This window comes from Comamonas sp. UBA7528, assembly GCF_002479375.1.
Taxonomy (GTDB): Bacteria; Pseudomonadota; Gammaproteobacteria; order Burkholderiales; family Burkholderiaceae_C; genus Comamonas.
The window spans coordinates 1-20,601 of sequence record NZ_DLMU01000006.1 but is presented as its reverse complement, the minus strand read 5'-3'; the positions used below and the strand labels follow the sequence as shown (position 1 = coordinate 20,601).

The 20,601-nt window shown below is 62.5% G+C and carries 16 protein-coding genes and 3 tRNA genes; all 19 read right to left on the bottom strand.

Annotated elements, in window-relative coordinates:
- Nucleotides 1-10: 10 nt before the first annotated feature.
- A complete protein-coding gene (locus tag B3349_RS08105) occupies nt 11-343 on the bottom strand; it encodes a DUF3325 domain-containing protein (RefSeq protein WP_291588169.1) in 333 nt (110 codons plus the stop codon).
- Complete coding sequence (locus B3349_RS08100; RefSeq protein ID WP_291588166.1) at nt 340-2,037, bottom strand: PepSY-associated TM helix domain-containing protein; 1,698 nt, start codon at nt 2,035-2,037, stop codon at nt 340-342. The genes B3349_RS08105 and B3349_RS08100 overlap by 4 nt, the downstream gene beginning before the upstream one ends.
- Entirely contained in the window at nt 2,034-2,363 is a 330-nt protein-coding gene (locus B3349_RS08095; RefSeq protein WP_291588158.1) for an iron transporter, read from the bottom strand. Before B3349_RS08095 ends, B3349_RS08100 begins: the two co-directional genes overlap by 4 nt.
- 267 nt (nt 2,364-2,630) lie before the next feature.
- Nucleotides 2,631-2,706: transfer RNA gene (locus B3349_RS08090), tRNA-Phe, on the bottom strand.
- Nucleotides 2,707-2,835: 129 nt separating this feature from the next.
- Nucleotides 2,836-2,911 (bottom strand) — tRNA-Phe (locus tag B3349_RS08085).
- Nucleotides 2,912-2,969: 58 nt separating this feature from the next.
- Nucleotides 2,970-3,686 (bottom strand): response regulator, encoded by a 717-nt coding sequence (locus B3349_RS08080; protein WP_291588150.1) that lies wholly within the window; start codon nt 3,684-3,686, stop codon nt 2,970-2,972.
- Nucleotides 3,687-3,698: 12 nt separating this feature from the next.
- Complete coding sequence (locus B3349_RS08075) at nt 3,699-6,053, bottom strand: sensor histidine kinase (protein ID WP_291588141.1); 2,355 nt, start codon at nt 6,051-6,053, stop codon at nt 3,699-3,701.
- Nucleotides 6,050-6,751, bottom strand: a complete 702-nt coding sequence (locus B3349_RS08070) for a DUF4390 domain-containing protein (protein ID WP_291588132.1) — start codon at nt 6,749-6,751, stop codon at nt 6,050-6,052. Before B3349_RS08070 ends, B3349_RS08075 begins: the two co-directional genes overlap by 4 nt.
- Entirely contained in the window at nt 6,711-8,075 is a 1,365-nt protein-coding gene (gene rsmB, locus B3349_RS08065) for a 16S rRNA (cytosine(967)-C(5))-methyltransferase RsmB (protein WP_291588124.1), read from the bottom strand. Before rsmB ends, B3349_RS08070 begins: the two co-directional genes overlap by 41 nt.
- Before the next feature lie 115 nt (nt 8,076-8,190).
- On the bottom strand, nt 8,191-12,408 hold the full coding sequence (gene rpoC / locus B3349_RS08060; protein ID WP_291588115.1) for a DNA-directed RNA polymerase subunit beta': 4,218 nt from the start codon (nt 12,406-12,408) through the stop codon (nt 8,191-8,193).
- A gap of 121 nt (nt 12,409-12,529) precedes the next feature.
- A complete protein-coding gene (gene rpoB / locus B3349_RS08055) occupies nt 12,530-16,642 on the bottom strand; it encodes a DNA-directed RNA polymerase subunit beta (RefSeq protein WP_291588107.1) in 4,113 nt (1,370 codons plus the stop codon).
- A 280-nt stretch (nt 16,643-16,922) separates the two neighbouring features.
- The gene (gene rplL / locus B3349_RS08050) at nt 16,923-17,297 is read right to left on the bottom strand and encodes a 50S ribosomal protein L7/L12 (RefSeq protein WP_291588100.1); all 375 of its coding nucleotides are present in this window, start codon (nt 17,295-17,297) and stop codon (nt 16,923-16,925) included.
- A 40-nt stretch (nt 17,298-17,337) separates the two neighbouring features.
- Nucleotides 17,338-17,865, bottom strand: coding sequence for a 50S ribosomal protein L10 (rplJ, locus tag B3349_RS08045; protein WP_066541604.1), 528 nt, complete (start codon nt 17,863-17,865; stop codon nt 17,338-17,340).
- Between the two features lie 225 nt (nt 17,866-18,090).
- Nucleotides 18,091-18,786: a 50S ribosomal protein L1 gene (gene rplA, locus B3349_RS08040; RefSeq protein ID WP_291588087.1), complete on the bottom strand. Its 696-nt coding sequence runs from the start codon at nt 18,784-18,786 to the stop codon at nt 18,091-18,093.
- A gap of 1 nt (nt 18,787) precedes the next feature.
- A complete protein-coding gene (rplK, locus tag B3349_RS08035) occupies nt 18,788-19,219 on the bottom strand; it encodes a 50S ribosomal protein L11 (protein ID WP_280013891.1) in 432 nt (143 codons plus the stop codon).
- A 100-nt stretch (nt 19,220-19,319) separates the two neighbouring features.
- Nucleotides 19,320-19,916, bottom strand: a complete 597-nt coding sequence (gene nusG / locus B3349_RS08030) for a transcription termination/antitermination protein NusG (protein WP_291588074.1) — start codon at nt 19,914-19,916, stop codon at nt 19,320-19,322.
- Entirely contained in the window at nt 19,916-20,299 is a 384-nt protein-coding gene (gene secE, locus B3349_RS08025; RefSeq protein WP_291588053.1) for a preprotein translocase subunit SecE, read from the bottom strand. The genes nusG and secE overlap by 1 nt, the downstream gene beginning before the upstream one ends.
- An 89-nt stretch (nt 20,300-20,388) precedes the next feature.
- Nucleotides 20,389-20,464: transfer RNA gene (locus tag B3349_RS08020), tRNA-Trp, on the bottom strand.
- Nucleotides 20,465-20,477: 13 nt separating this feature from the next.
- Nucleotides 20,478-20,601, bottom strand: a 124-nt coding sequence (locus B3349_RS08015) for an EF-Tu C-terminal domain-related protein (RefSeq protein WP_524535972.1), incomplete at its 5' end; no start/stop codon positions are given.

The window sequence follows — 20,601 nt, the reverse complement described above, 5'->3', positions numbered from 1 at the left end:
CAGCGGCACCTCAGCGCAGCAGACCCACTCCGCCAACGGCCAGCACCGCGAAGACCGTGGCCACGGTGCGCAGCTGGCGCGGTGCATAGGTCAGCATCAGGCCGGTGAACAGGGCCGCGAACGTCAGCACCCCCAGCCATGCGGCCACCGCCACCGATGCGCCCCAGCCGTGCAGACACACCAGCAGCGAGCCCAGCAGCAAGGCGGCACCGACCGCCCGCCAGAGCCACATGCCGCGGATACCGAGTTCTTTGCCCACCATCTGCTCGTGGTGGCGCTCCATGGCCAGGCTCAGGGCCGCAAACGCGGGCACGCCCCACAACAACGCAATCCAGGTGTTCATGGCTGTTGCTCCGGCGCCTGCAGCGCAGTCTTGGGCAATGCCGAACCACCGGATGCCACCGCTGCGGGCTTGGCCGGCTGCGCCGCACGCTGGCGCCGCCACAGCTGGAAGACCACCGCGGCGTGCAACAGCGCCAGCGCCCACATCATCAAATCAAAGCCGGCCACGCTCCACTGCCCGCGGGCAAGCGTGTGCCACAGGCCGGCACCACCCGTGGCGGCATTGAGCAGCGGCAGCGCGGCAAATGCCACCGCCGCCAGCGCCAGTTGTTCCAGCCACGCCTTGGCGTGGGGGCGCAGCGCCGCATGCACCAGGCAGGCCAGCCAGATGCCGAAGAACCAGTGGATCTCGGCTTCCGCGCGTTCGGCGATACCGACCGGCACCCAGCGGTTGGCCACGAAGTAGCCCGCAACCGCCACGGACAGGCCGGCGATCGAGGCCACGTTCAGCACCTCCACCAGGCGATGGCCCCTGGGCGTGAAGCCGCGCTTGCGACGTTCCGGCAGGCGTTTGACCACCCACAGCACCATGCCGGTGGCCGCCATCAGCGTGCCCACCACCCCGGACAGAAACAGCAGCCACCGCACGGCCGGGTCGGCAAAACGCCCCAGGTGCAGCCCGGACACGCTGCCGATGAAGGTGTTGATGGCCGACGGCACGCGCGGCGCGGGCGCCTCCTGAAGCTGACCGGTCACCCCGTCAAACACCAGGCGCTGGCCGCTGCCGCGGTTGCTCAGGCTGGAAGAGCCTTCTTCCCGCAGCTCCACCCTGGCACGGGCGGTATGGGGGTTCTGCACCGTGATGGCGGCGACGCTGCGCCCCTGCCACTGGGCCTGTGCGGCCTGCAGCATGGGTCCCAGAGGCGCCAGTGCGACCGGGCCGGCGTCTGCCTGCCCCGCGCGTCCCGCACGCCCTTCGCGTCCCTCACGCCCGGCTTCGCGGGCACCGCCTTGCGGCGGTGCGTTTTGCACCACGCCGCGCCGCTCCGCGTTGAAGCGCTGGGTATCGCCGTCATACACGGCATGCACGCCCCAGGGCATGAGCATGGTCATCAGCAGCAGCAGGCCGCTGAAGGTAATGACGATGTGAAACGGCAGCGCCAGCACGGCCGTGGCATTGTGCGCATCCAGCCAGGAGCGCTGTCCTTTGCGCGGGCGGAAGGTGAAGAAGTCGGTGAAGATCTTCTTGTGCGTGATCACCCCGCTGAGGATGGCCACCAGCATCACGAACGTGGCCACGCCCACAATCCAGCGCCCCCAGATCCGGGGCATGGCATACAGCTCGAAATGGAAGCGGTACAGAAAGCTGCCGCCGCGTGTTTCGCGCACCGGAATCACCTCTCCCGTGGCCGCATCCATATAGGCCCGCTGCAGCCCTTCACGTCCCTGCGGAGCCCCTTGCGGGCGCCAGGACACGGCCACTGCCGTCTGCCGCACACTGGGCAGGCTGATGGTCCAGGTGCTGGCATCCGGCGCCAGCTTCTGCATGCCCGCCAGTGCCTTTTCCGCCGTGTCGGCCTGGGGCACGGACACATGCAGTTCGGGGCGCATCCAGTCGTTCACCTCATCCACAAAGTAGCTCAAGGTGCCGGTGAAGAACACGGCATAAAGCAGCCAACCCAGCAGCAGCCCGCTCCAGGTGTGGAACCACGACATCGACTGGCGCAGTCCTTCGGGTTTGCCGTCCAGCCTCATGCCTGGCCTCCCGACAGCAGCCATGCGGCGGCCACCAGCAGCGCGGTGCCCCCGACGATCACCGCGCACACCTTGCGCGTGCTGCCGCAGGCAAATGCCCACAGCACCACCACGGCATACACCACGAACGACAGCACGGTGGACCACATCACGGCATCCATCCGGGACATGGACAGCCATTGCACCGCGGCCAGACCGGCTGCGGCGGCCCAGGCTGCGCTCAGGGCATAGCCCCCGCCCAGCGCGCACACCGCGCGCAGCAACACTTCCCCACGGTAGCGCCACATCGGCGCCAGCGGCACCTGCTTGCCGGCCGGGGCGCTCACCGCAGGCCTCCGCGCACCCGGCGTGGCACCGTCATTCCTCGATGGCCCAACCCGGCCCCCTGGTGTGGCTGCACTTGCACGACCATTCCCTCTCAAATTGCAAATAATAATTATTCTTATTTTAAGTATTTACCCCTGGGGGCACATCCGGCTTCAGCACCGATGCGACACCGTTTACCGGAGATTTACGAGGCCATCACCGTCTGGGGGCCATGGATGGGGCCATGCAAAAAGCCCCAGACCATCGCTGATTTGGGGCTTTGTATGTGGTGGCCTGGGACGGAATCGAACCGCCGACACAAGGATTTTCAATCCTCTGCTCTACCGACTGAGCTACCGGGCCGAATGGGGGCAATTATAGGGCCTGCCGAAGGCCTTTTCGGCCAGTTTCCTGGCCTGCTGCACAGGACTGCGCAGCGCGGACTTCGGCATGAAAAAAGCGGAAGGTTTGCACCGTCCGCTTTTTCAATTTTGGTGGCCTGGGACGGAATCGAACCGCCGACACAAGGATTTTCAATCCTCTGCTCTACCGACTGAGCTACCGGGCCTGAAGCTCTCGATTATATACACAAATTTGGAGCCGCCAGACAAGTGACGCCAAATTCTTCAACCATTGCGCTTGTTGCGGCCCAGGTCCACGCCCAACTGGCGCAGCTTGCGGTAGAGGTGGGTGCGTTCCAGCCCCGTCTTTTCGGCCACGCGGGTCATCGACCCGCCTTCGCGCGCCAGGTGGAATTCGAAATAGGCCTTCTCGAAACCATCCCGCGCTTCGCGCAGGGGGCGGTCCAGATCGAAACCCTGGTGCGCGCTGAGCGCAGCGTCGTGCAGGCCGGTGCGGCTGGACAGGGGCACCGCCATGCTGGGCACGGCGGCAGAAGCCGGCAGATCGCCGCCGGCCACCATGTCGCGGCGTTCGACATACATCGCAGGCGCCGAGGCGGCAGGCGCAGGCGCGCTGCCGGCCTTGGCCAGGCCCTGCTCGACTGCCTTGAGCAGCTTCTGCAAGGTGATGGGCTTTTCCAGAAAGGACTGCGCCCCAATGCGCGTGGCTTCCACGGCCGTATCGATGGTGGCATGGCCACTCATCATGATGACGGGCATGGTCAGCTGCCCGGCCGTGGCCCACTCCTTGAGGAGGGAAACGCCATCGGTATCGGGCATCCAGATGTCCAGCAGGACCAGATCGTACGAACTCGCGTTGCGGGCCTCCCGGGCCTGGGTCGCGTTCTCCGCCAGGTCCACACTGTGACCCTCGTCGTTGAGGATTTCCGACAACAGATCGCGGATCCCCAGTTCGTCGTCGACCACCAGTATGTTTGCCATGTGTCTTGAAGCCTATGTACTGCGGTGCGCGGTCGCCATCCCTTCTGACGCCGCAGCGTTGTTTTCAGGGACGAATGATAGCGACACTTGTGCACCTTGCGCCACGCCCTCTTCGGTGCGGTTGGCCAAATCGATGCGAGCCCCATGCTCATCTGCAATTTTCTTGACCACGGCCAAGCCCAAACCCGTGCCCCGTGCCTTGGTTGTCACATAGGGCTCGAAGGCACGCTGCAGGATATGGGGAGGAAAGCCCCCACCACTGTCGCTGATGGTCAGGCGCACGCGGCGTGCGGCTTCCAGCCACTGGGTGCTGATGCGCACCGGCGGTGGTGCAATGCCCAGATTCTGGGCGTGCTGCTCGGTCGCGTCCTGGGCGTTTTGCAACAGGTTGTGGATGACCTGGCGCAGCTGCTGCGCATCGCCGGCAATGCGCGGGCACTGCGAATCCAGCTCCACCTTTACCGGGACGCGGGCATTTTCTTCGCCGTACAGGTGCATCACATCCTGCACCAGGCTGTTCAGGTCCAGCGCCTGCAGCTCGGCCGCGGGCAGACGCGCATAGTCCCGGAATTCATTCACCAGACGCTTCATCGCGCCCACCTGCTCGACGATGGTACGCACCGATTTTTGCAGCAGCGCCTGCTCGGCTTCCGGCAGCTTTCCCGACAGCTTCATGTCCAGGCGCTCCGCCGACAGCTGGATCGGGGTCAGCGGGTTCTTGATCTCGTGCGCGACGCGCCGGGCCACCTCGCCCCAGGCCTGGGAACGCTGGGCCGACACGATTTCGGAGATATCGTCAAACACCAGCAACCGGCGCTGGTTGGGCAGCTCGGCCCCGCGCACCACCAGGCTGGTGGTGTCATGCAGCACTTCCCCGGCACGCGGGCCATCGGCCTGATCGCCGGCGCCCAACTCAAACACCAGCTGCCAGCGTTCGCGCCCCATGGAAGCACCCTGCTCGCCCAGGAACAGCGCAAACTGCTCCTGCACCATGGCCGCAAAACCCTGCAGCCCCGGCAGCTCGCTCAGTGCATGCCCCAGGTGCGCCGCCATCGGCAGGCGCAGGATCCGGGTGGCGCCCGGATTGGTCGACAGCACGCGCCCCTGCGCATCCAGTACCAGCACCCCGGATGTCAGATTGTCCAGAATGGTCTGCAGGTTGGTACGTGCGGCCTGCACCTCCACCATGCTTTTGTCCACCGCAGTGCGGGCATCGGCAAGTTGCTGCGTCATCAGTGCAAACGACCGCGTCAGCCCCCCCAGCTCATCATTGGTCTGCAGCACGGCCTTGGGCCGCAGATCGCCCTGCGTCACATCGCGCACGCCCTGGGCCAGCAGCAGCAAGGGGCGCGCCAGCTGGTTGCCCAGCAGCACCGCCAGCACCACGGTGCCGAAGACGGCCAGGAACAGCGACAGCGTCAAGGTGCCGATGTACATGCTGCGCAGGCCTTCGCGGGCCAGTGCGCGCTCCTGGTATTCCCGGTTGGCGCCCTGCACCGCCAGCGCATTGGTCACCAGCGCCTGGGGCAAGGGCAGCACCACCTGCAGATAACGGGGTTCTTCCAGCAGGCCCACGCTGGGGTTGCTCACCAGCGCCAGCGTGCGCACCCGCACCTGCTGCACCGCCTGGGCATCGTTGGGGTTGATATCGTCCAGGCCTTCGATGGTGGCCAGCGGCCGCTGGCTGCGCACGGTCCGCAGCTGCTGGCTGCTGGGCCGCTCGGGCTGCAGCGCGAACAAGGACTGCCCTGCCGTGCCCACGGCCTTGCCGTTGCTGTTCCACAGCACCACATCGCTGGCCCCCAGCTGGTCGCGGATGCGCTCCAGGATCAGCCCCGCCGCCGCATCCGGCACCTGGACCAGCTGCGCACTGGCCGTGCGCGTGTTGTTGGCCATGTCCTGGGCCACCGTCTCCAGCGTTACGCTGGCCAAGCTGACGCCCGCGGACAGTGCCCCTTCCACCTTGACGTCAAACCAGCTCTCGATGGAGCGCGAGACGAACTGGTAGGACACCACATAGATCAGCAAGCCCGGAACCAGGCCCGCAATGCCAAAGACCGCCGCCAGCTTGAGCAGCAGCCGGCTGCCGAATTTCTTCTGCCGCCAGCGCACCAGCAGGCGCACCGCCATCCACAGCAGCACGCACAGCAAGATGCCCGCCACCAGCACGTTCAGGCCGAACAGCCACTGGTAGTGGCGCTCGTACAGCACCCGGTTGTTGGTGGCCAGCGTCAGCAGGAACAGCAGCACCATGCCGATGGCGCACATGACGGCAGCCACAATCCCCACCGTCCAGCGCACGGTGCGGGCACTGGGGGCATGCTTGCCGGCCGGCAGGGCCGCCGGCGCACCGGATTCAGTCGTCATCGCCATTCATGCGCGTCCACACGCTTGCTGCGGGATACCAGCATGCTCCAGCCAGAGCGCCCGAGATTGCCGATCTGCAGCGGCCGAGGCAGCTGCGCCGTGTCGATGCGCATCTGCAGCTCCAGTTGCAGCTCACCGCTGGAGGGCAGCTGCGACAGCTCGGCCACATTCCAGCGGGTGATGCGCCGCAGGGCCGACATCGCGTCTTCCAGCGTATCAAAGGTCACACCCAGGGAGACACCGCCTTGCCCCCGCTCGCTCAACGGGGATGCACCGGTATACAGGCGCCAGCGGCGCGTCAGCGGCTGGTAGCTCAGTCGCATGTGGCGCTCCACCTCGGCCACCACCTTGTCGCTCCAGTACCAGCGCTCGCTGACCATGCGCACTTCCTGCACAAAGTGCACCGGAATGCCTTTGTACAACGCATCTTCCACCAGGGAAGGCAGCTCGAAGTGCAGGGATGCGCTGAGCTGCAGCTTGTCGCCGGCCGGGCGCAGCAACAGGCCATCCACCGGCACGGCCGTGTCGGCCGTGGGCTCCAGCAGCAGCTCGGTACTGGTCGCACCGGCCAGCGTCTGGGCCTGCGCGCCGGGCAGCGTCCAGAACAGGGCAAACGCCAGCAGCAGTGCACCGCACAGCTGCAGCGCGGCGACAAGGTCAGAGCGCCTTGGTAAACAGGGCGTAGAAAAAGCCGTCATGGTCACCTGCACCATTGTCCGGGAGTGCATCGCTGATCGGGGTGGTTCCGGGAATTAAATGCCCAGGCGATGGCTGATGTGTGGCATCAGTGTTGCGCGCAAGAAACGCTTTGACCTGTGCATCCCCCTCGGCCTTGAACACCGAGCAGGTGCAATACAGCAAGCGCCCACCGGGTTGCACCAGGGGCCACAGGGTGTCCAGCAACTGCGTCTGGATGGTGGCCAGCTGCGCCACATCGCTTTCGCGGCGCAGCCAGCGCACGTCCGGATGGCGCCGCACAATGCCCGATGCGGTGCACGGGGCATCCAGCAAGATGGCGTCGAACTTCTGCCCCCCATTGGCCTGCTGCCACCACTGTGCGGGCTGACTGGCATCGGCCACCAGCACCTTGGCCTGTGCGCCCACACGCGCCAGTGTGTGGTGAATGCGTTCGGCACGCTGCGCATCGACTTCCAGGGCCGTGACCTGCAGGGCCTCGCCCCCCAGCTCCAGCAGGTGGGCCGTCTTGCCCCCCGGCGCGGCGCAGGCATCCAGCACCTGCAAGGGCCGGGACAGGTCCAGACCGTGCAGCAGCAGGGGCGCTGCCAGCTGTGCCGCACCGTCCTGCACCGACACCATGCCCTCGGCAAATCCGGGCAAGGCATCGACCGGCTGGGGCTTGCCCAGCTGCACCCCATGCGCACCGAACACCGTCGCATCCAGCTGGATGGCTTGCAATGCACTCTGGTACTGCGCAGGCGTCGATTTCCGGGCATGCACCCGCAGCGCCATCGGTGCATGGGCGTTGTTGGCTTCCAGTATCTGCTGCCACTGCGCGGGATATTCGCGCTGCAGGCGCTCGATCCACCAGCGGGGGTGGTTCCAGCGCGCCTGGGGGTCGGCGTCGGTCAGCGCCACCAGCGCATCCCGCTCGCGCAGAAAACGGCGCAGACAGGCATTGATGAAGCCGGCCTGCCGCGCAGCGGGGCCGCGCTTGGCCGCTTCCACTGCCTGGTTGACCAGCGTGAAGGGCGCATACGGTGCCTGGGCTTCATTCCACGCCAGGGCCAGTGCCGTGCACAGCAAGGCATCCACCTTGGGGGCCGGAGCCTTGGGCGCCAGCTGGGCGCGCAGGGCCTGGGCACGGCCCAGATTGCGCAGCACCTGGAACAGCAGCGCCTGGACGCCCGGGCGCAGCGCGGCCGGCACGGCCTGCAGCAGGCCGGTGCCCGATTGTCCGGCGCGGATGGCCTGCAGGGCCTGCGCCACCTGGTCCAGCAGCCGCGACAAGGCCACGGGCTGCGCCGGTTTTCCAGCAACGCGGGAAGCAGATGAAGTCGTCATGAAATTACACGCCATGTGTACGGCGCCGGCCCCTGCCAGCGCCGCCCAAATAAAAACGCTCCCCACCTGCCTTGCAGCAAGCGGGGAGCGTGGTCAGTGACGCAAGAGCGCGCGCTTACGCGGCGCTGTCGTCACCTGCGACGGACTCGTCAGCGGTCACGCCTGCCAGCTCGGCCGCTTCGGCTTCGGCGATGGCGCGGCGCTCGGCCTCGTCCATGGCGTCCTTGGCCTTGCGTGCCTGGTGGTAGGCCAGACCGGTACCAGCGGGGATCAGACGACCCACGATGACGTTTTCCTTCAGACCGCGCAGCTCGTCGCGCTTGCCCATGATGGCAGCCTCGGTCAGCACGCGGGTGGTTTCCTGGAAGGAAGCCGCAGAGATGAAGGAGTCGGTCGACAGCGAAGCCTTGGTGATACCCAGCAGCACGTTGGAGTACGTGGCAGGGATCTTGCCGTCGCGTTGCGCCGCTTCGTTGGTGTTGAGCACTTCCGAGCGTTCGACCTGTTCACCCTGGATGTAGGTGGTATCGCCAGGGTTCTCGATCACGACGCGACGCAGCATCTGGCGCACGATCACTTCGATGTGCTTGTCGTTGATCTTCACACCCTGCAGACGGTACACATCCTGCACTTCGTCCACGATGTAGCGCGACAGCTCTTCGATACCCAGCAGGCGCAGGATGTCCTGCGGATCGGCCGGGCCGTCCACAATCGATTCACCCTTGTTCACCACCTGGCCTTCGTGGACCAGAATGTTGCGCTCCTTGGGCACCAGCTCTTCCCAGACCTTGCCTTCCAGATCGGTGATCTGCAGGCGGATCTTGCCCTTGGTTTCCTTGCCGAAGGAGATCGTGCCGGTCATCTCGGCCAGCGTGCCCTTGTCCTTGGGCGTACGGGCTTCAAACAGCTCGGCCACACGGGGCAGACCACCGGTAATGTCGCGGGTCTTCTGGCCTTCGACAGGGATACGGGCCAGCACTTCGCCGGGGCCCACGTCCTGACCGTCACGCACCTGGATCAGCGCGCCGACCTGGAAGCCGATCGTCACGGCGTGGTCGGTACCAGGGATCTTGACTTCCTGGTTGTTGGCGTCGATCAGCTTGACCTGGGGACGCACCACCTTGGCAGAACCGCGGCGCTTGGGGTCGATCACCACCAGGGTGGACAGACCCGTCACTTCGTCGACCTGCTTGGCCACGGTGAGGCCTTCTTCCACATTTTCGAACTTCACCTGGCCGGCGTATTCGGTAATGATGGGGCGGGTCAGCGGATCCCAGTTCGCCAGGATCTTGCCGGCCTTGATGGCTTCATCGGGCTTGACGGTCAGGATGGCGCCATAAGGGACCTTGTGACGCTCACGCTCACGGCCGTTTTCGGAGATCACGATCTCGCCCGAACGCGAAATCACGACCAGCTCACCCTTGGTGTTGCTCACATAGCGCATGGTCGGGTTGAAGCTGATCGAACCGTTCGACTTCGCTTCCACGCTCGAGGCCACCGCTGCACGCGAAGCCGCACCACCGATGTGGAAGGTACGCATGGTCAGCTGGGTACCGGGTTCACCGATGGACTGCGCCGCGATCACGCCGACCGCTTCGCCCATGTTGATCATGCCGCCGCGACCCAGGTCACGACCGTAGCAGGTTGCGCACAGGCCGAAACGGGTTTCGCAGGTCAGCGCCGTACGCACCTTGATCTCGTCCACGCCCTGGGCTTCCAGCTCTTCGATCGTGTCCTCTTCCAGCATCGTGCCAGCGCGCAGCAGCACCTCACGGGTTTCGGGATGCAGCACGTCTTCGGCAGTGGAACGGCCCAGCACGCGATCGCGCAGGGATTCGATCACTTCACCGCCTTCGACGATGGCACGCATCAGGTAACCGTTGTAGGTACCGCAGTCTTGCTCGTTCACGACCAAGTCCTGGGTCACGTCCACCAGACGGCGGGTCAGGTAACCCGAGTTCGCAGTCTTCAACGCCGTGTCGGCCAGACCCTTACGGGCACCGTGGGTCGAGATGAAGTACTGCAACACGTTGAGGCCTTCGCGGAAGTTCGCGGTGATAGGCGTCTCAATGATGGAGCCGTCTGGCTTGGCCATCAGGCCACGCATGCCGGCCAGCTGGCGAATCTGCGCTGCAGAACCCCGGGCACCGGAGTCGGCCATCATGTAGATGGCGTTGAACGACTCCTGGTCCACCTGGTTGCCGTCGCGGTCGGTGGTCTTCTGGACCTTCAGCTGGTCCATCATCACCTTGGACACGTCGTCACCGGCCTTGCCCCAGATGTCCACCACCTTGTTGTAGCGCTCGCCAGCCGTCACCAGACCGGAGACGTACTGCTGCTCGATTTCCTTCACTTCGGCTTCCGCGCGGGCCAGGATCTCGGCCTTTTGCGGGGGCACCAGCATGTCGTCGATGGCCACGGAGAAGCCGGCGTGCGTCGACAGACGGAAACCGTTCTGCAGCAGCTTGTCGGCAAACACCACGGTGGCCTTCAGACCGCACTTGCGGAACGAAGCGTTGATGAGCTTGGAGATTTCCTTCTTCTTCAGCGCCTTGTTGATGTTGCTGAAGTCCAGGCCCTTGGGCAGGATTTCCGACAACAGGGCACGGCCCACCGTGGTGTGCACCAGGCTCACGGACTTGACGAATTCGCCAGTTTCCTTGTCCTTGGTCCACTGGGGCAGACGCACGCTGATCTTGGCATGCAGCTCGGCTTCACCGGAATCCAGCGCGCGCTGGACTTCGTTGGTGTCCATGAACACCATGCCTTCGCCCTTGCCATTGATCTTGTCGCGGGTCGCGTGGTACAGACCCAGCACCACGTCCTGGGAAGGAACGATGGAGGGTTCGCCCGAAGCGGGGAACAGCACGTTGTTGGAGGCCAGCATCAGCGTGCGGGCTTCCATCTGTGCTTCCACCGACAGGGGCACGTGCACAGCCATCTGGTCACCGTCGAAGTCGGCGTTGAATGCCGCGCAGACCAGCGGGTGCAGTTGCAGGGCCTTGCCTTCGATCAGGATGGGTTCGAACGCCTGGATACCCAAACGGTGCAGCGTAGGCGCACGGTTGAGCATGATCGGGTGTTCTTTGATGACCTCTTCCAGAATGTCCCACACCACGGGGCTGCCGGATTCCACTTCCTTCTTGGCGGCCTTGATGGTCGTGGCAATGCCCATCTGCTCCAGACGGGAGAAGATGAAAGGCTTGAACAGTTCCAGCGCCATCAGCTTGGGCAGACCGCACTGGTGCAGCTTGAGGTAAGGACCCACGGTAATCACGGAACGACCGGAGTAGTCCACGCGCTTGCCCAGCAAGTTCTGGCGGAAACGACCGCTCTTGCCCTTGATCATGTCGGCCAGCGACTTCAGGGCACGCTTGTTGGCGCCCGTCATGGCCTTGCCACGGCGGCCGTTGTCCAGCAGGCTGTCCACGGCTTCCTGCAACATGCGCTTTTCGTTGCGCGCAATGATCTCGGGAGCCTTCAGCTCCAGCAGACGGCGCAGACGCGAGTTGCGGTTGATGACGCGGCGGTACAGGTCGTTCAGGTCGGAGGTCGCAAAGCGGCCGCCGTCCAGCGGCACCAGCGGACGCAGGTCTGGAGGCAGCACGGGCAGCACTTCCATGACCATCCAGCCGGGCTTGATGCCGGACTTCTTGAACGCTTCCAGCAGCTTCAGGCGCTTGGCGTTCTTCTTGACCTTGACTTCGGAGCCGGTCAGATCGCCACGCAAACGCTCGATTTCGCTGTCGATATCGATGCCTTCCAGCAGGTCCTTGATACCTTCGGCGCCCATCTTGGCGGTGAACTCGTCGTAGCCGAATTCACGCTGCTTCGCGTCATAGTCGTCTTCGGACATGATGCTGAACTTCTTCAGCGGGGTCATGCCGGGATCGGTCACCACATAGGCTTCGAAGTACAGCACGCGCTCGATGTCACGCAGCGTCATGTCCAGCACCAGACCCAGGCGCGAAGGCAGGGACTTCAGGAACCAGATGTGGGCGCAAGGCGCGGCCAGGTCGATGTGGCCCATGCGCTCGCGACGCACCTTGGTCTGGGTCACTTCCACGCCGCACTTCTCGCAGATCACGCCGCGGTGCTTCAGACGCTTGTACTTGCCGCACAGGCACTCATAGTCCTTGATCGGGCCAAAGATCTTGGCGCAGAACAGACCATCGCGCTCGGGCTTGAACGTACGGTAGTTGATGGTCTCGGGCTTCTTCACCTCACCGAAAGACCAGGAACGAATTTTCTCGGGCGAAGCCAGGCCGATCTTGATGGCATCGAAGTGCTCATCCGGCGTGAATTGCTTGAACAGGTCGAGTAACGATTTCATAGACTCTTTCCCTTTCATCCAAATTAATAGCTGCCTCTGCGGGATCTGCATCGATTTCTCAATTCAATCGATGCAGATCCTTGGTTTATGCGCAGAAGGCGCTCACGTTTTTTACAAGGTCTCAGGAACGCTCGAGTTCGATGTCCAGGCCCAGGGAACGGATTTCCTTGACCAGCACATTGAACGATTCAGGCATACCGGCTTCAATGGCGTGCTCGCCCTTGACGATGGATTCGTACACCTTGGTACGGCCCACCACGTCATCGGACTTCACGGTCAGCATTTCCTGCAGCACGTAGGCGGCGCCGTAAGCTTCCAGCGCCCACACTTCCATTTCACCGAAACGCTGACCACCGAACTGGGCCTTACCGCCCAGAGGCTGCTGCGTCACCAGCGAGTACGGACCCGTGGAACGCGCGTGCATCTTGTCGTCGACCAAGTGGTGCAGCTTCAGGTAGTGCATGTAGCCGATGGTGGTCGGGCGCTCGAATTGCTCGCCGGTACGGCCATCGAACAGATAGGCCTGGGTGCGGCTGTCGGTCAGACCCTTGCGCTCCTTCAGGTCATCGGGATATGCCAGCTTCAGCATGTCCTTGATTTCCTGCTCGGAAGCACCGTCAAACACCGGGGTGGCAAAAGGCACACCGGTCTTCAGGTTGTCAGCCATGCGCAGGATTTCGTCATCGCTCAGCAGCGACAGGTCTTCCTTGCGACCGCGGCTGTTGTAGACCTCTTCCAGGAAGGCGCGCAGATCGGCCATCTTGGCTTCGGCTTGCAGCATGTCGCCAATGCGCTGGCCCAGACCCTTGCCGGCCCAGCCCAAGTGCACTTCCAGCACCTGACCGATGTTCATACGCGAAGGCACGCCCAGCGGGTTCAGCACGATGTCGGCGGTGGTGCCGTCGGCCAGGTAAGGCATGTCTTCCACGGGCACGATGCGGGAAACCACACCCTTGTTACCGTGGCGGCCGGCCATCTTGTCACCAGGCTGCAGGCGGCGCTTGACGGCCAGGTACACCTTGACCATCTTCAGCACGCCGGCAGGCAGCTCGTCGCCTTGCGTGAGCTTCTTGCGCTTTTCTTCGAAAGCCAGGTCGAACTCGTGGCGCGTCTGCTCCAGTGCGTTCTTGATGGATTCCAGTTGCGCAGCCAGTTCGTCTTCTGCAGGACGGATATCGAACCAGTGGAACTTCTCCACGCCGTCCAGATAGGCCTTGTCCAGCTTGGCGCCCTTGGCCAGCTTGTTCGGGCCGCCGTTGGCCACGCGGCCGATCAGCAGCTTTTCGATACGGTCGAACGCGTCGGCTTCCACGATGCGCAGCTGGTCGTTCAGGTCCAGGCGGAAACGCTTCAGTTCGTCATCGATGATCTGCTGGGCGCGCTTGTCGCGCTGGATGCCTTCGCGGGTGAAGACCTGCACGTCGATCACGGTGCCCGACGAACCCTGGTCCACGCGCAGCGAGGTGTCCTTCACATCGGAAGCCTTCTCGCCGAAGATGGCGCGCAGCAGCTTCTCTTCCGGAGTCAGCGTGGTCTCGCCCTTGGGAGTGACCTTGCCCACCAGCGTGTCGCCGGGTTGCACTTCCGCACCCACGTAGATGATGCCGGACTCGTCCAGGCGGTTCAGCTGTTGCTCGGACAGGTTGGGGATATCGCGGGTGATTTCTTCCGCGCCCAGCTTGGTGTCACGGGCCATCACCACCAGTTCCTCGATGTGGATCGAGGTGTAGCGGTCTTCGGACACCACGCGTTCGGAGATCAGGATCGAGTCTTCGAAGTTGTAGCCGTTCCAGGGCATGAAGGCGATCAGCATGTTCTGGCCGATAGCGATTTCGCCCAGGTCGGTCGATGCGCCGTCGGCGATCACGTCACCCTTGGCCAGCTTGTCGCCGCGCTTGACGACGGGACGCTGGTGGATGTTGGTGTTCTGGTTGGAACGCTGGTACTTGATCAGGTTGTAGATGTCCACACCCACTTCACCAGCCACAGCCTCTTCGTCGTTCACGCGGATCACGATGCGGGTTGCATCGACGTAATCCACGATACCGCCGCGGGTGGCCGTCACCACGGTGCCCGAGTCGACCGCAGCAACGCGTTCGATACCGGTACCGACCATGGGCTTTTCAGGACGCAGCACAGGCACGGCCTGGCGCGACATGTTGGCACCCATCAATGCGCGGTTCGCGTCATCGTGTTCGAGGAACGGAATCAGCGAAGCGGCCACCGACACGATCTGTGCAGGCGACACGTCCATGTACTGCACGCGCTCGGGCGACAGCAGCGTGGATTCACCGGCTTCACGGGCCGACACCAGTTCACCCACCAGACGGCCTTCGGCGTCCAGTTCGGCATTCGCCTGGGCGATCACGTACTTGCCTTCTTCGATGGCCGACAGGTAGTCGATTTCCATCGTGACCTTGCCGTCCACCACGCGACGATACGGGGTTTCGATGAAACCGTATTCGTTCAGGCGGGCGTACAGAGCCAGCGAGTTGATCAGACCGATGTTCGGACCTTCAGGCGTTTCGATAGGGCAGACACGACCGTAGTGGGTCACGTGCACGTCACGCACTTCGAAGCCGGCACGTTCGCGGGTCAAACCGCCCGGGCCAAGGGCCGACACGCGGCGCTTGTGGGTGATTTCGGCCAGAGGGTTGGTCTGGTCCATGAACTGCGACAGCTGCGATGCACCGAAGAATTCCTTCAGCGCGGCAGAAATGGGCTTGGAGTTGATCAGGTCGTGGGGCATCAGAGGCTCTTGCTCTGCCTGACCCAGACGTTCCTTCACAGCCTTTTCGATACGTGCCAGACCGGTGCGGTACTGGTTTTCGGCCAGTTCGCCCACGCAACGCACGCGGCGGTTGCCCAGGTGGTCGATATCGTCGACTTCGCCCTTGCCGTTGCGCAGATCCACCAGGATCTTGACCACGGCCAGGATGTCTTCGTTGGACAGCACCATGGGGCCTGTCGGATCGTCGCGGCCCACCTTGGCGTTGAACTTCATGCGACCCACGCGCGACAGATCGTAGGTGTCGGCGTTGTAGAACAGGCGCTGGAACAGGGCCTGCACGGCGTCCTCGGTGGGAGGCTCGCCAGGACGCATCATGCGGTAGATCGCCACACGTGCGGCGAACTCATCGGCGGTTTCATCCGTGCGCAGGGTCTGCGAGATGTAGGCGCCCTGGTCCAGTTCGTTCGTGTAGATGCACTGGATGTCCTGGATGCCGGCGCTGCGCAGCTTCTTCAGCAGGGCTTCGGTCAGCTCATCGTTGGCCTTGGCGATGATTTCGCCGGTGTCGGGATCCACGATGTTCTTGGCCAGCACACGGCCGATCAGGAAGTCTTCGGGCACGCTGATGTACTTGGTGCCGGATTGTTCCAGTTCGCGGGTGTGGCGGGCCGTGACGCGCTTGTCCTTGGCCACGACGACCTTGCCGGACTTGTCGGTGATGTCGAAACGTGCGACTTCACCCTTCAGGCGGTCGGCCACGAATTCCATCTGTGCGCCGCTGTCCATCAGGCGGAAATTGTCGTTGACAAAGAAGTTCGCCAGGATGGACTCGGGGGTCAGGCCGATGGCCTTCAGCAGGATGGACACAGGCATCTTGCGACGACGGTCCACGCGGAAGTACAGCAGGTCCTTGGGGTCGAACTCGAAGTCCAGCCAGGAGCCGCGGTAGGGGATGATGCGCGCCGAGAACAGCAGCTTGCCCGAGCTGTGGGTCTTGCCCTTGTCGTGTTCGAAGAACACGCCAGGCGAACGGTGCAGCTGCGAGACGATCACGCGCTCGGTACCGTTGATGATGAACGAGCCCTTGTCGGTCATCAGGGGCACTTCGCCCATGTAGACCTCTTGCTCCTTCACTTCCTTGACCACCTTGGACTGCGAAGTCGAGGACTCGCGGTCATAGATGATCAACTGCACTTTGGCGCGCACGGCCGAGGCGAAGGTCAGACCACGGGTCTGGCACTCGCGCACGTCGAAAGCGGGCTTGGCAAGGTTGTACTCGACAAACTTCATCTCCACAAAACCATTGTGAGAGACGATGGGGAAAGCAGAGTTGAAAGCCGCTTGCAGGCCTTCAATGGTGCGTTTTTTGGGGGCTACGTCTGACTGCAGGAATGCGGTGTATGCATCTTTTTGCATCTGCAGCAGGTAAGGCACTTCGAGCACGCTATCGCGGCTGCCGAAACTTTTGCGAATTCGCTTACGTTCGGTGTAAGAATAGGCCATGAGATCTCCGGGCAAAGACTTGAGTCCTGGGTCTGCGACGACACGGTCCGGCAAGAAGGGCGCGCTCCTTTTGCCGGCTTGGCGGTTGGCCACTACCAACCATGGCGGACGGCGATGCGTTGCACATCGCCCGAACCAAGGCATCTTCTGCTGTCGGGTTGTCAGAAGACACTAGAAAAAAGGCCATTTGCCCGTTTTCTGGTGTGCTCTGGAAGCCAGTTCCACAAGCACCAAAGGCTGGAGGCCCTTGCGAGCACTCCAGCCTCAGGATTGGACTCAATTACTTGAGTTCAGCCTTGGCACCAGCTTCGACCAGCTTCTTCACAGCGGCTTCAGCGTCAGCCTTGGCCACAGCTTCCTTCACGTTCTTGGGAGCGCCGTCGACCAGGTCCTTGGCTTCCTTCAGACCCAGACCGGTGATTTCACGCACGGCCTTGATCACGGAAACCTTGTTGGCGCCAGCTTCGGTCAGCACCACGTTGAACTCGGTCTTTTCTTCAGCAGCAGCAGCAGCACCGCCGCCAGCAGCAGCAGGAGCAGCCATAGCGGCAGCGCTCACGCCAAACTTTTCTTCAATGGCCTTGACCAGGTCGTTCAGTTCCAGAACAGTCATGCTGTCCAGGGCGGTCAAGAATGCGTCTTTATCGAATGCCATGTTAATTTCCTAACAATTTGTTGGTTGTTTGTTGCCGCAATTAAGCTGCAGCGGCTTCTTCGGCGGCAGGTTGCTCTGCGCCTTCGCTCTTCTTTGCCGCCAGCGCGCCCAGCACCACGGCTGTACGCGACATAGGCGACATGAGCAAGCCACACACTTGTGCCAGCAAAACTTCCTTCGAGGGGATGCTTGCCAGTTGCTTCACGCCGTTCACGTCCAGGGCCTTGCCCGAAAACGCGCCACCGCGAATCACCAACTTGTCGTTGGTCTTCGCGAAGTCGGCCACCACCTTGGCGGCAGCCACTGCGTCTTCAGAGAAGCCATAGATCAGGGGACCGGTCATCTGGTCAGCCACCACTTCAAACGCGCTACCGGCGACAGCACGGCGGGCCAGGGTGTTCTTCAACACACTCAGGCTCACACCCTTGCTGCGCGCTTCGCTACGCAGTTTGGTCATGTCGGCGACCGTGATGCCACGGTATTCCGCGATCACAAGCGTTTGAGCTTTAGCGGCGAGGCTGGTCACTTCGTTGATGACCGCTTCTTTCTCACTGCGATTAAGACTCAAGGTCTACTCCTTCAAATGCGCACGCAGGGCAAGCCCCTTGTGCGCGCTCTTGTTGCAGCGACCAACTGTTAGAGGACATTCATCCATCTGCAGCGGGATCGCCATCTGCGCTGGCTATGCAATTAAGTGGCAAGCCACACCAGCGGTCTTGGATGACCTGTCCATGCGCACATGGACAGCCCACCACATCAGCCCGAATAAATCCGGGCAGAAGATTTTAGCGAATTACGCTGCGATGGATTGGGGTTCGACGCGAACACCCACACCCATCGTAGAGGAAACCGCCACCTTGCGCAGGTACAGACCCTTGCTGGAAGCAGGCTTGGACTTGTTCAGCGCGTCCACCAGAGCGGCCAGATTGGCTTGCAGCTTGTCGTTGTCGAACGAGCGGCGACCAATGGTCGAGTGCACGATACCAGCCTTGTCCACGCGGAACTGCACCTGACCAGCCTTGGCGTTCTTCACGGCCGTAGCGACGTCGGGAGTCACAGTACCCACCTTGGGGTTGGGCATCAGGCCACGTGGGCCCAGGATCTGACCCAGCTGACCCACGACACGCATAGCGTCGGGAGCAGCGATCACCACGTCAAAAGGCATGTCGCCAGCCTTGACCTGGGCAGCCAGATCGTCCATGCCAACGATGTCGGCACCAGCGGCCTTGGCTTCTTCAGCCTTGGCGCCTTGGGCGAACACGGCGACACGGGTGGTCTTGCCGGTACCGTGAGGCAGCACGACAGCGCCACGCACCACTTGGTCCGACTTCTTGGCATCCACGCCCAGTTGCACGGCCACGTCGATGGATTCATCGAACTTGGCGGTAGCAGCTTCCTTCACCAGTGCCACGGCTTCGCCGAAGGCATACAGCTTGGTGGAATCCACTTTGCCTTGGAGAGCTTTTTGCTTCTTGGTCAACTTGGCCATTTTACAAACCCTCCACGATCACGCCCATCGAACGGGCAGAACCAGCCAGTGTACGCACGGCAGCGTCAACGTTGGCGGCATTCATGTCCTTCAGCTTGGTCTGAGCGATCTCTTCCAGCTGAGCGCGGGTGATCTTGCCGACCTTGGCCTTCAGAGGGTTCGCAGAACCCTTGTCCAGCTTGATGGCCTTCTTGATCAGCACGGTGGCGGGAGGGGTCTTGATGACGAACGTGAAGCTCTTGTCAGCAAAGGCCGTGATCACCACAGGCAGAGGCAGACCGGGCTCGACACCTTGGGTCTGCGCATTGAATGCCTTGCAGAATTCCATGATGTTCAGGCCACGCTGACCCAGCGCAGGACCGATGGGAGGGGAAGGATTGGCCTTACCAGCTGGCACTTGCAGCTTGATAAAACCGACGATTTTCTTCGCCATGGATTTACTCCTTACGGGTGCATAACGCCATGTGGTGCATGGCTCCCCGTGTTAAAGGACTCTTATTTCAGCACGCGAGTCCCACAACGTGCGATCGGCATCAGGTCTTTTCGACCTGTGCAAATTCCAGCTCCACCGGAGTGGAGCGACCGAAGATCGCCACGGACACCCGCAGGCGATTCTTCTCGTAATTGACTTCTTCGACCGTGCCATTGAAGTCCGTGAACGGACCTTCCTTGACACGCACCAGCTCGCCCACCATGAACTCGATCTTGTGGCGCGGCTTCTCGGAGCCTTCCTGCATCTGGCTCACGATCTTCTGCACTTCCTCTTCCGAGATCGGTGCAGGGCGGTTCTTGGCGCCACCCACAAAGCCGGTCACCTTGCTGGTGTGCTTGACCAGGTGCCAGGTGTCGTCGTCCATCACCATCTCGACGAACACATAACCCGGGAACAGGCGACGCTCGGTGGTCTTGCGCTGGCCGTTCTTCATTTCCACCACTTCTTCGGTGGGAACCAGGATACGGCCAAATTTTTCCTGCATACCAGAACGCTGAATGCGCTCCGTGATGTTGCGCTCCACCGCTTTTTCCATGCCCGAGTAGGCATGCACGATATACCAGCGCAAATCAGGATTCACTGCAGCAGCGGGCGCCACTTGAGCGCCCGATGCACCTGCGTCCATCGCATCAGTCATTATTTTCTCCAGCCCAGAATGAGGTCATACAACACCCACTCCACGGTCTTGTCGGTCAACCAGAGGAACAAAGCCATGATCACCACAAAGGCGAACACATAAAGCGTCATCTGCATGGTCTCTTTGCGCGAGGGCCAGACGACCTTTTTGACTTCTTTCCAAGAATCCTTGGCAAACCCAATCAGTTGCTTGCCGTGCTCGGAGACCAGGAACACTGCGGCAGCGGCCACCAGGCCAACCAGCAGCACGCCCCATTGCGCCACAGGACCTTGGGCGCCCAGAAAATAAAAGCCGGCGATGGATGCAATCACCAGAACCAGCACGGCAGCCAGCTTGGCCTTGTCGGCGCCAGAGCTTACTGTTTCAACTTGCGATGTAGCCATACCTAATCTTCATTCGCACAGCACAATGGCCGAGCACAAGACACTGAAGCCCGCCAGAGTCTGGCGGGCTTATCTTTACCACCTGAAGGTGGCAGGGGCAGTAGGAATCGAACCTACAACCTTCGGTTTTGGAGACCGACGCTCTGCCAATTGAGCTATACCCCTAAACCCTTAAATTTTAAGCAATGATGGTCGCAACCCCGCCAGCGCCCACGGCACGGCCGCCTTCGCGGATAGCGAAACGCAGACCTTCTTCCATGGCGATGGGGGCGATCCGCTTCACAGTGATCGACACGTTGTCA

Bases quoted from the DNA above. Each gene is read 5' to 3' on its own strand.
- B3349_RS08105 (WP_291588169.1), bottom strand. From the start codon at position 343: ATGAACACCTGGATTGCGTTGTTGTGGGGCGTGCCCGCGTTTGCGGCC.
- B3349_RS08100 (WP_291588166.1), bottom strand. From the start codon at position 2,037: ATGAGGCTGGACGGCAAACCCGAAGGACTGCGCCAGTCGATGTCGTGG.
- B3349_RS08080 (WP_291588150.1), bottom strand. From the start codon at position 3,686: ATGGCAAACATACTGGTGGTCGACGACGAACTGGGGATCCGCGATCTG.
- B3349_RS08075 (WP_291588141.1), bottom strand. From the start codon at position 6,053: ATGACGACTGAATCCGGTGCGCCGGCGGCCCTGCCGGCCGGCAAGCAT.
- B3349_RS08070 (WP_291588132.1), bottom strand. From the start codon at position 6,751: ATGACGGCTTTTTCTACGCCCTGTTTACCAAGGCGCTCTGACCTTGTC.
- rsmB (WP_291588124.1), bottom strand. From the start codon at position 8,075: ATGACGACTTCATCTGCTTCCCGCGTTGCTGGAAAACCGGCGCAGCCC.
- rpoC (WP_291588115.1), bottom strand. From the start codon at position 12,408: ATGAAATCGTTACTCGACCTGTTCAAGCAATTCACGCCGGATGAGCAC.
- rpoB (WP_291588107.1), bottom strand. From the start codon at position 16,642: ATGGCCTATTCTTACACCGAACGTAAGCGAATTCGCAAAAGTTTCGGC.
- rplL (WP_291588100.1), bottom strand. From the start codon at position 17,297: ATGGCATTCGATAAAGACGCATTCTTGACCGCCCTGGACAGCATGACT.
- rplA (WP_291588087.1), bottom strand. From the start codon at position 18,786: ATGGCCAAGTTGACCAAGAAGCAAAAAGCTCTCCAAGGCAAAGTGGAT.
- rplK (WP_280013891.1), bottom strand. From the start codon at position 19,219: ATGGCGAAGAAAATCGTCGGTTTTATCAAGCTGCAAGTGCCAGCTGGT.
- nusG (WP_291588074.1), bottom strand. From the start codon at position 19,916: ATGACTGATGCGATGGACGCAGGTGCATCGGGCGCTCAAGTGGCGCCC.
- secE (WP_291588053.1), bottom strand. From the start codon at position 20,299: ATGGCTACATCGCAAGTTGAAACAGTAAGCTCTGGCGCCGACAAGGCC.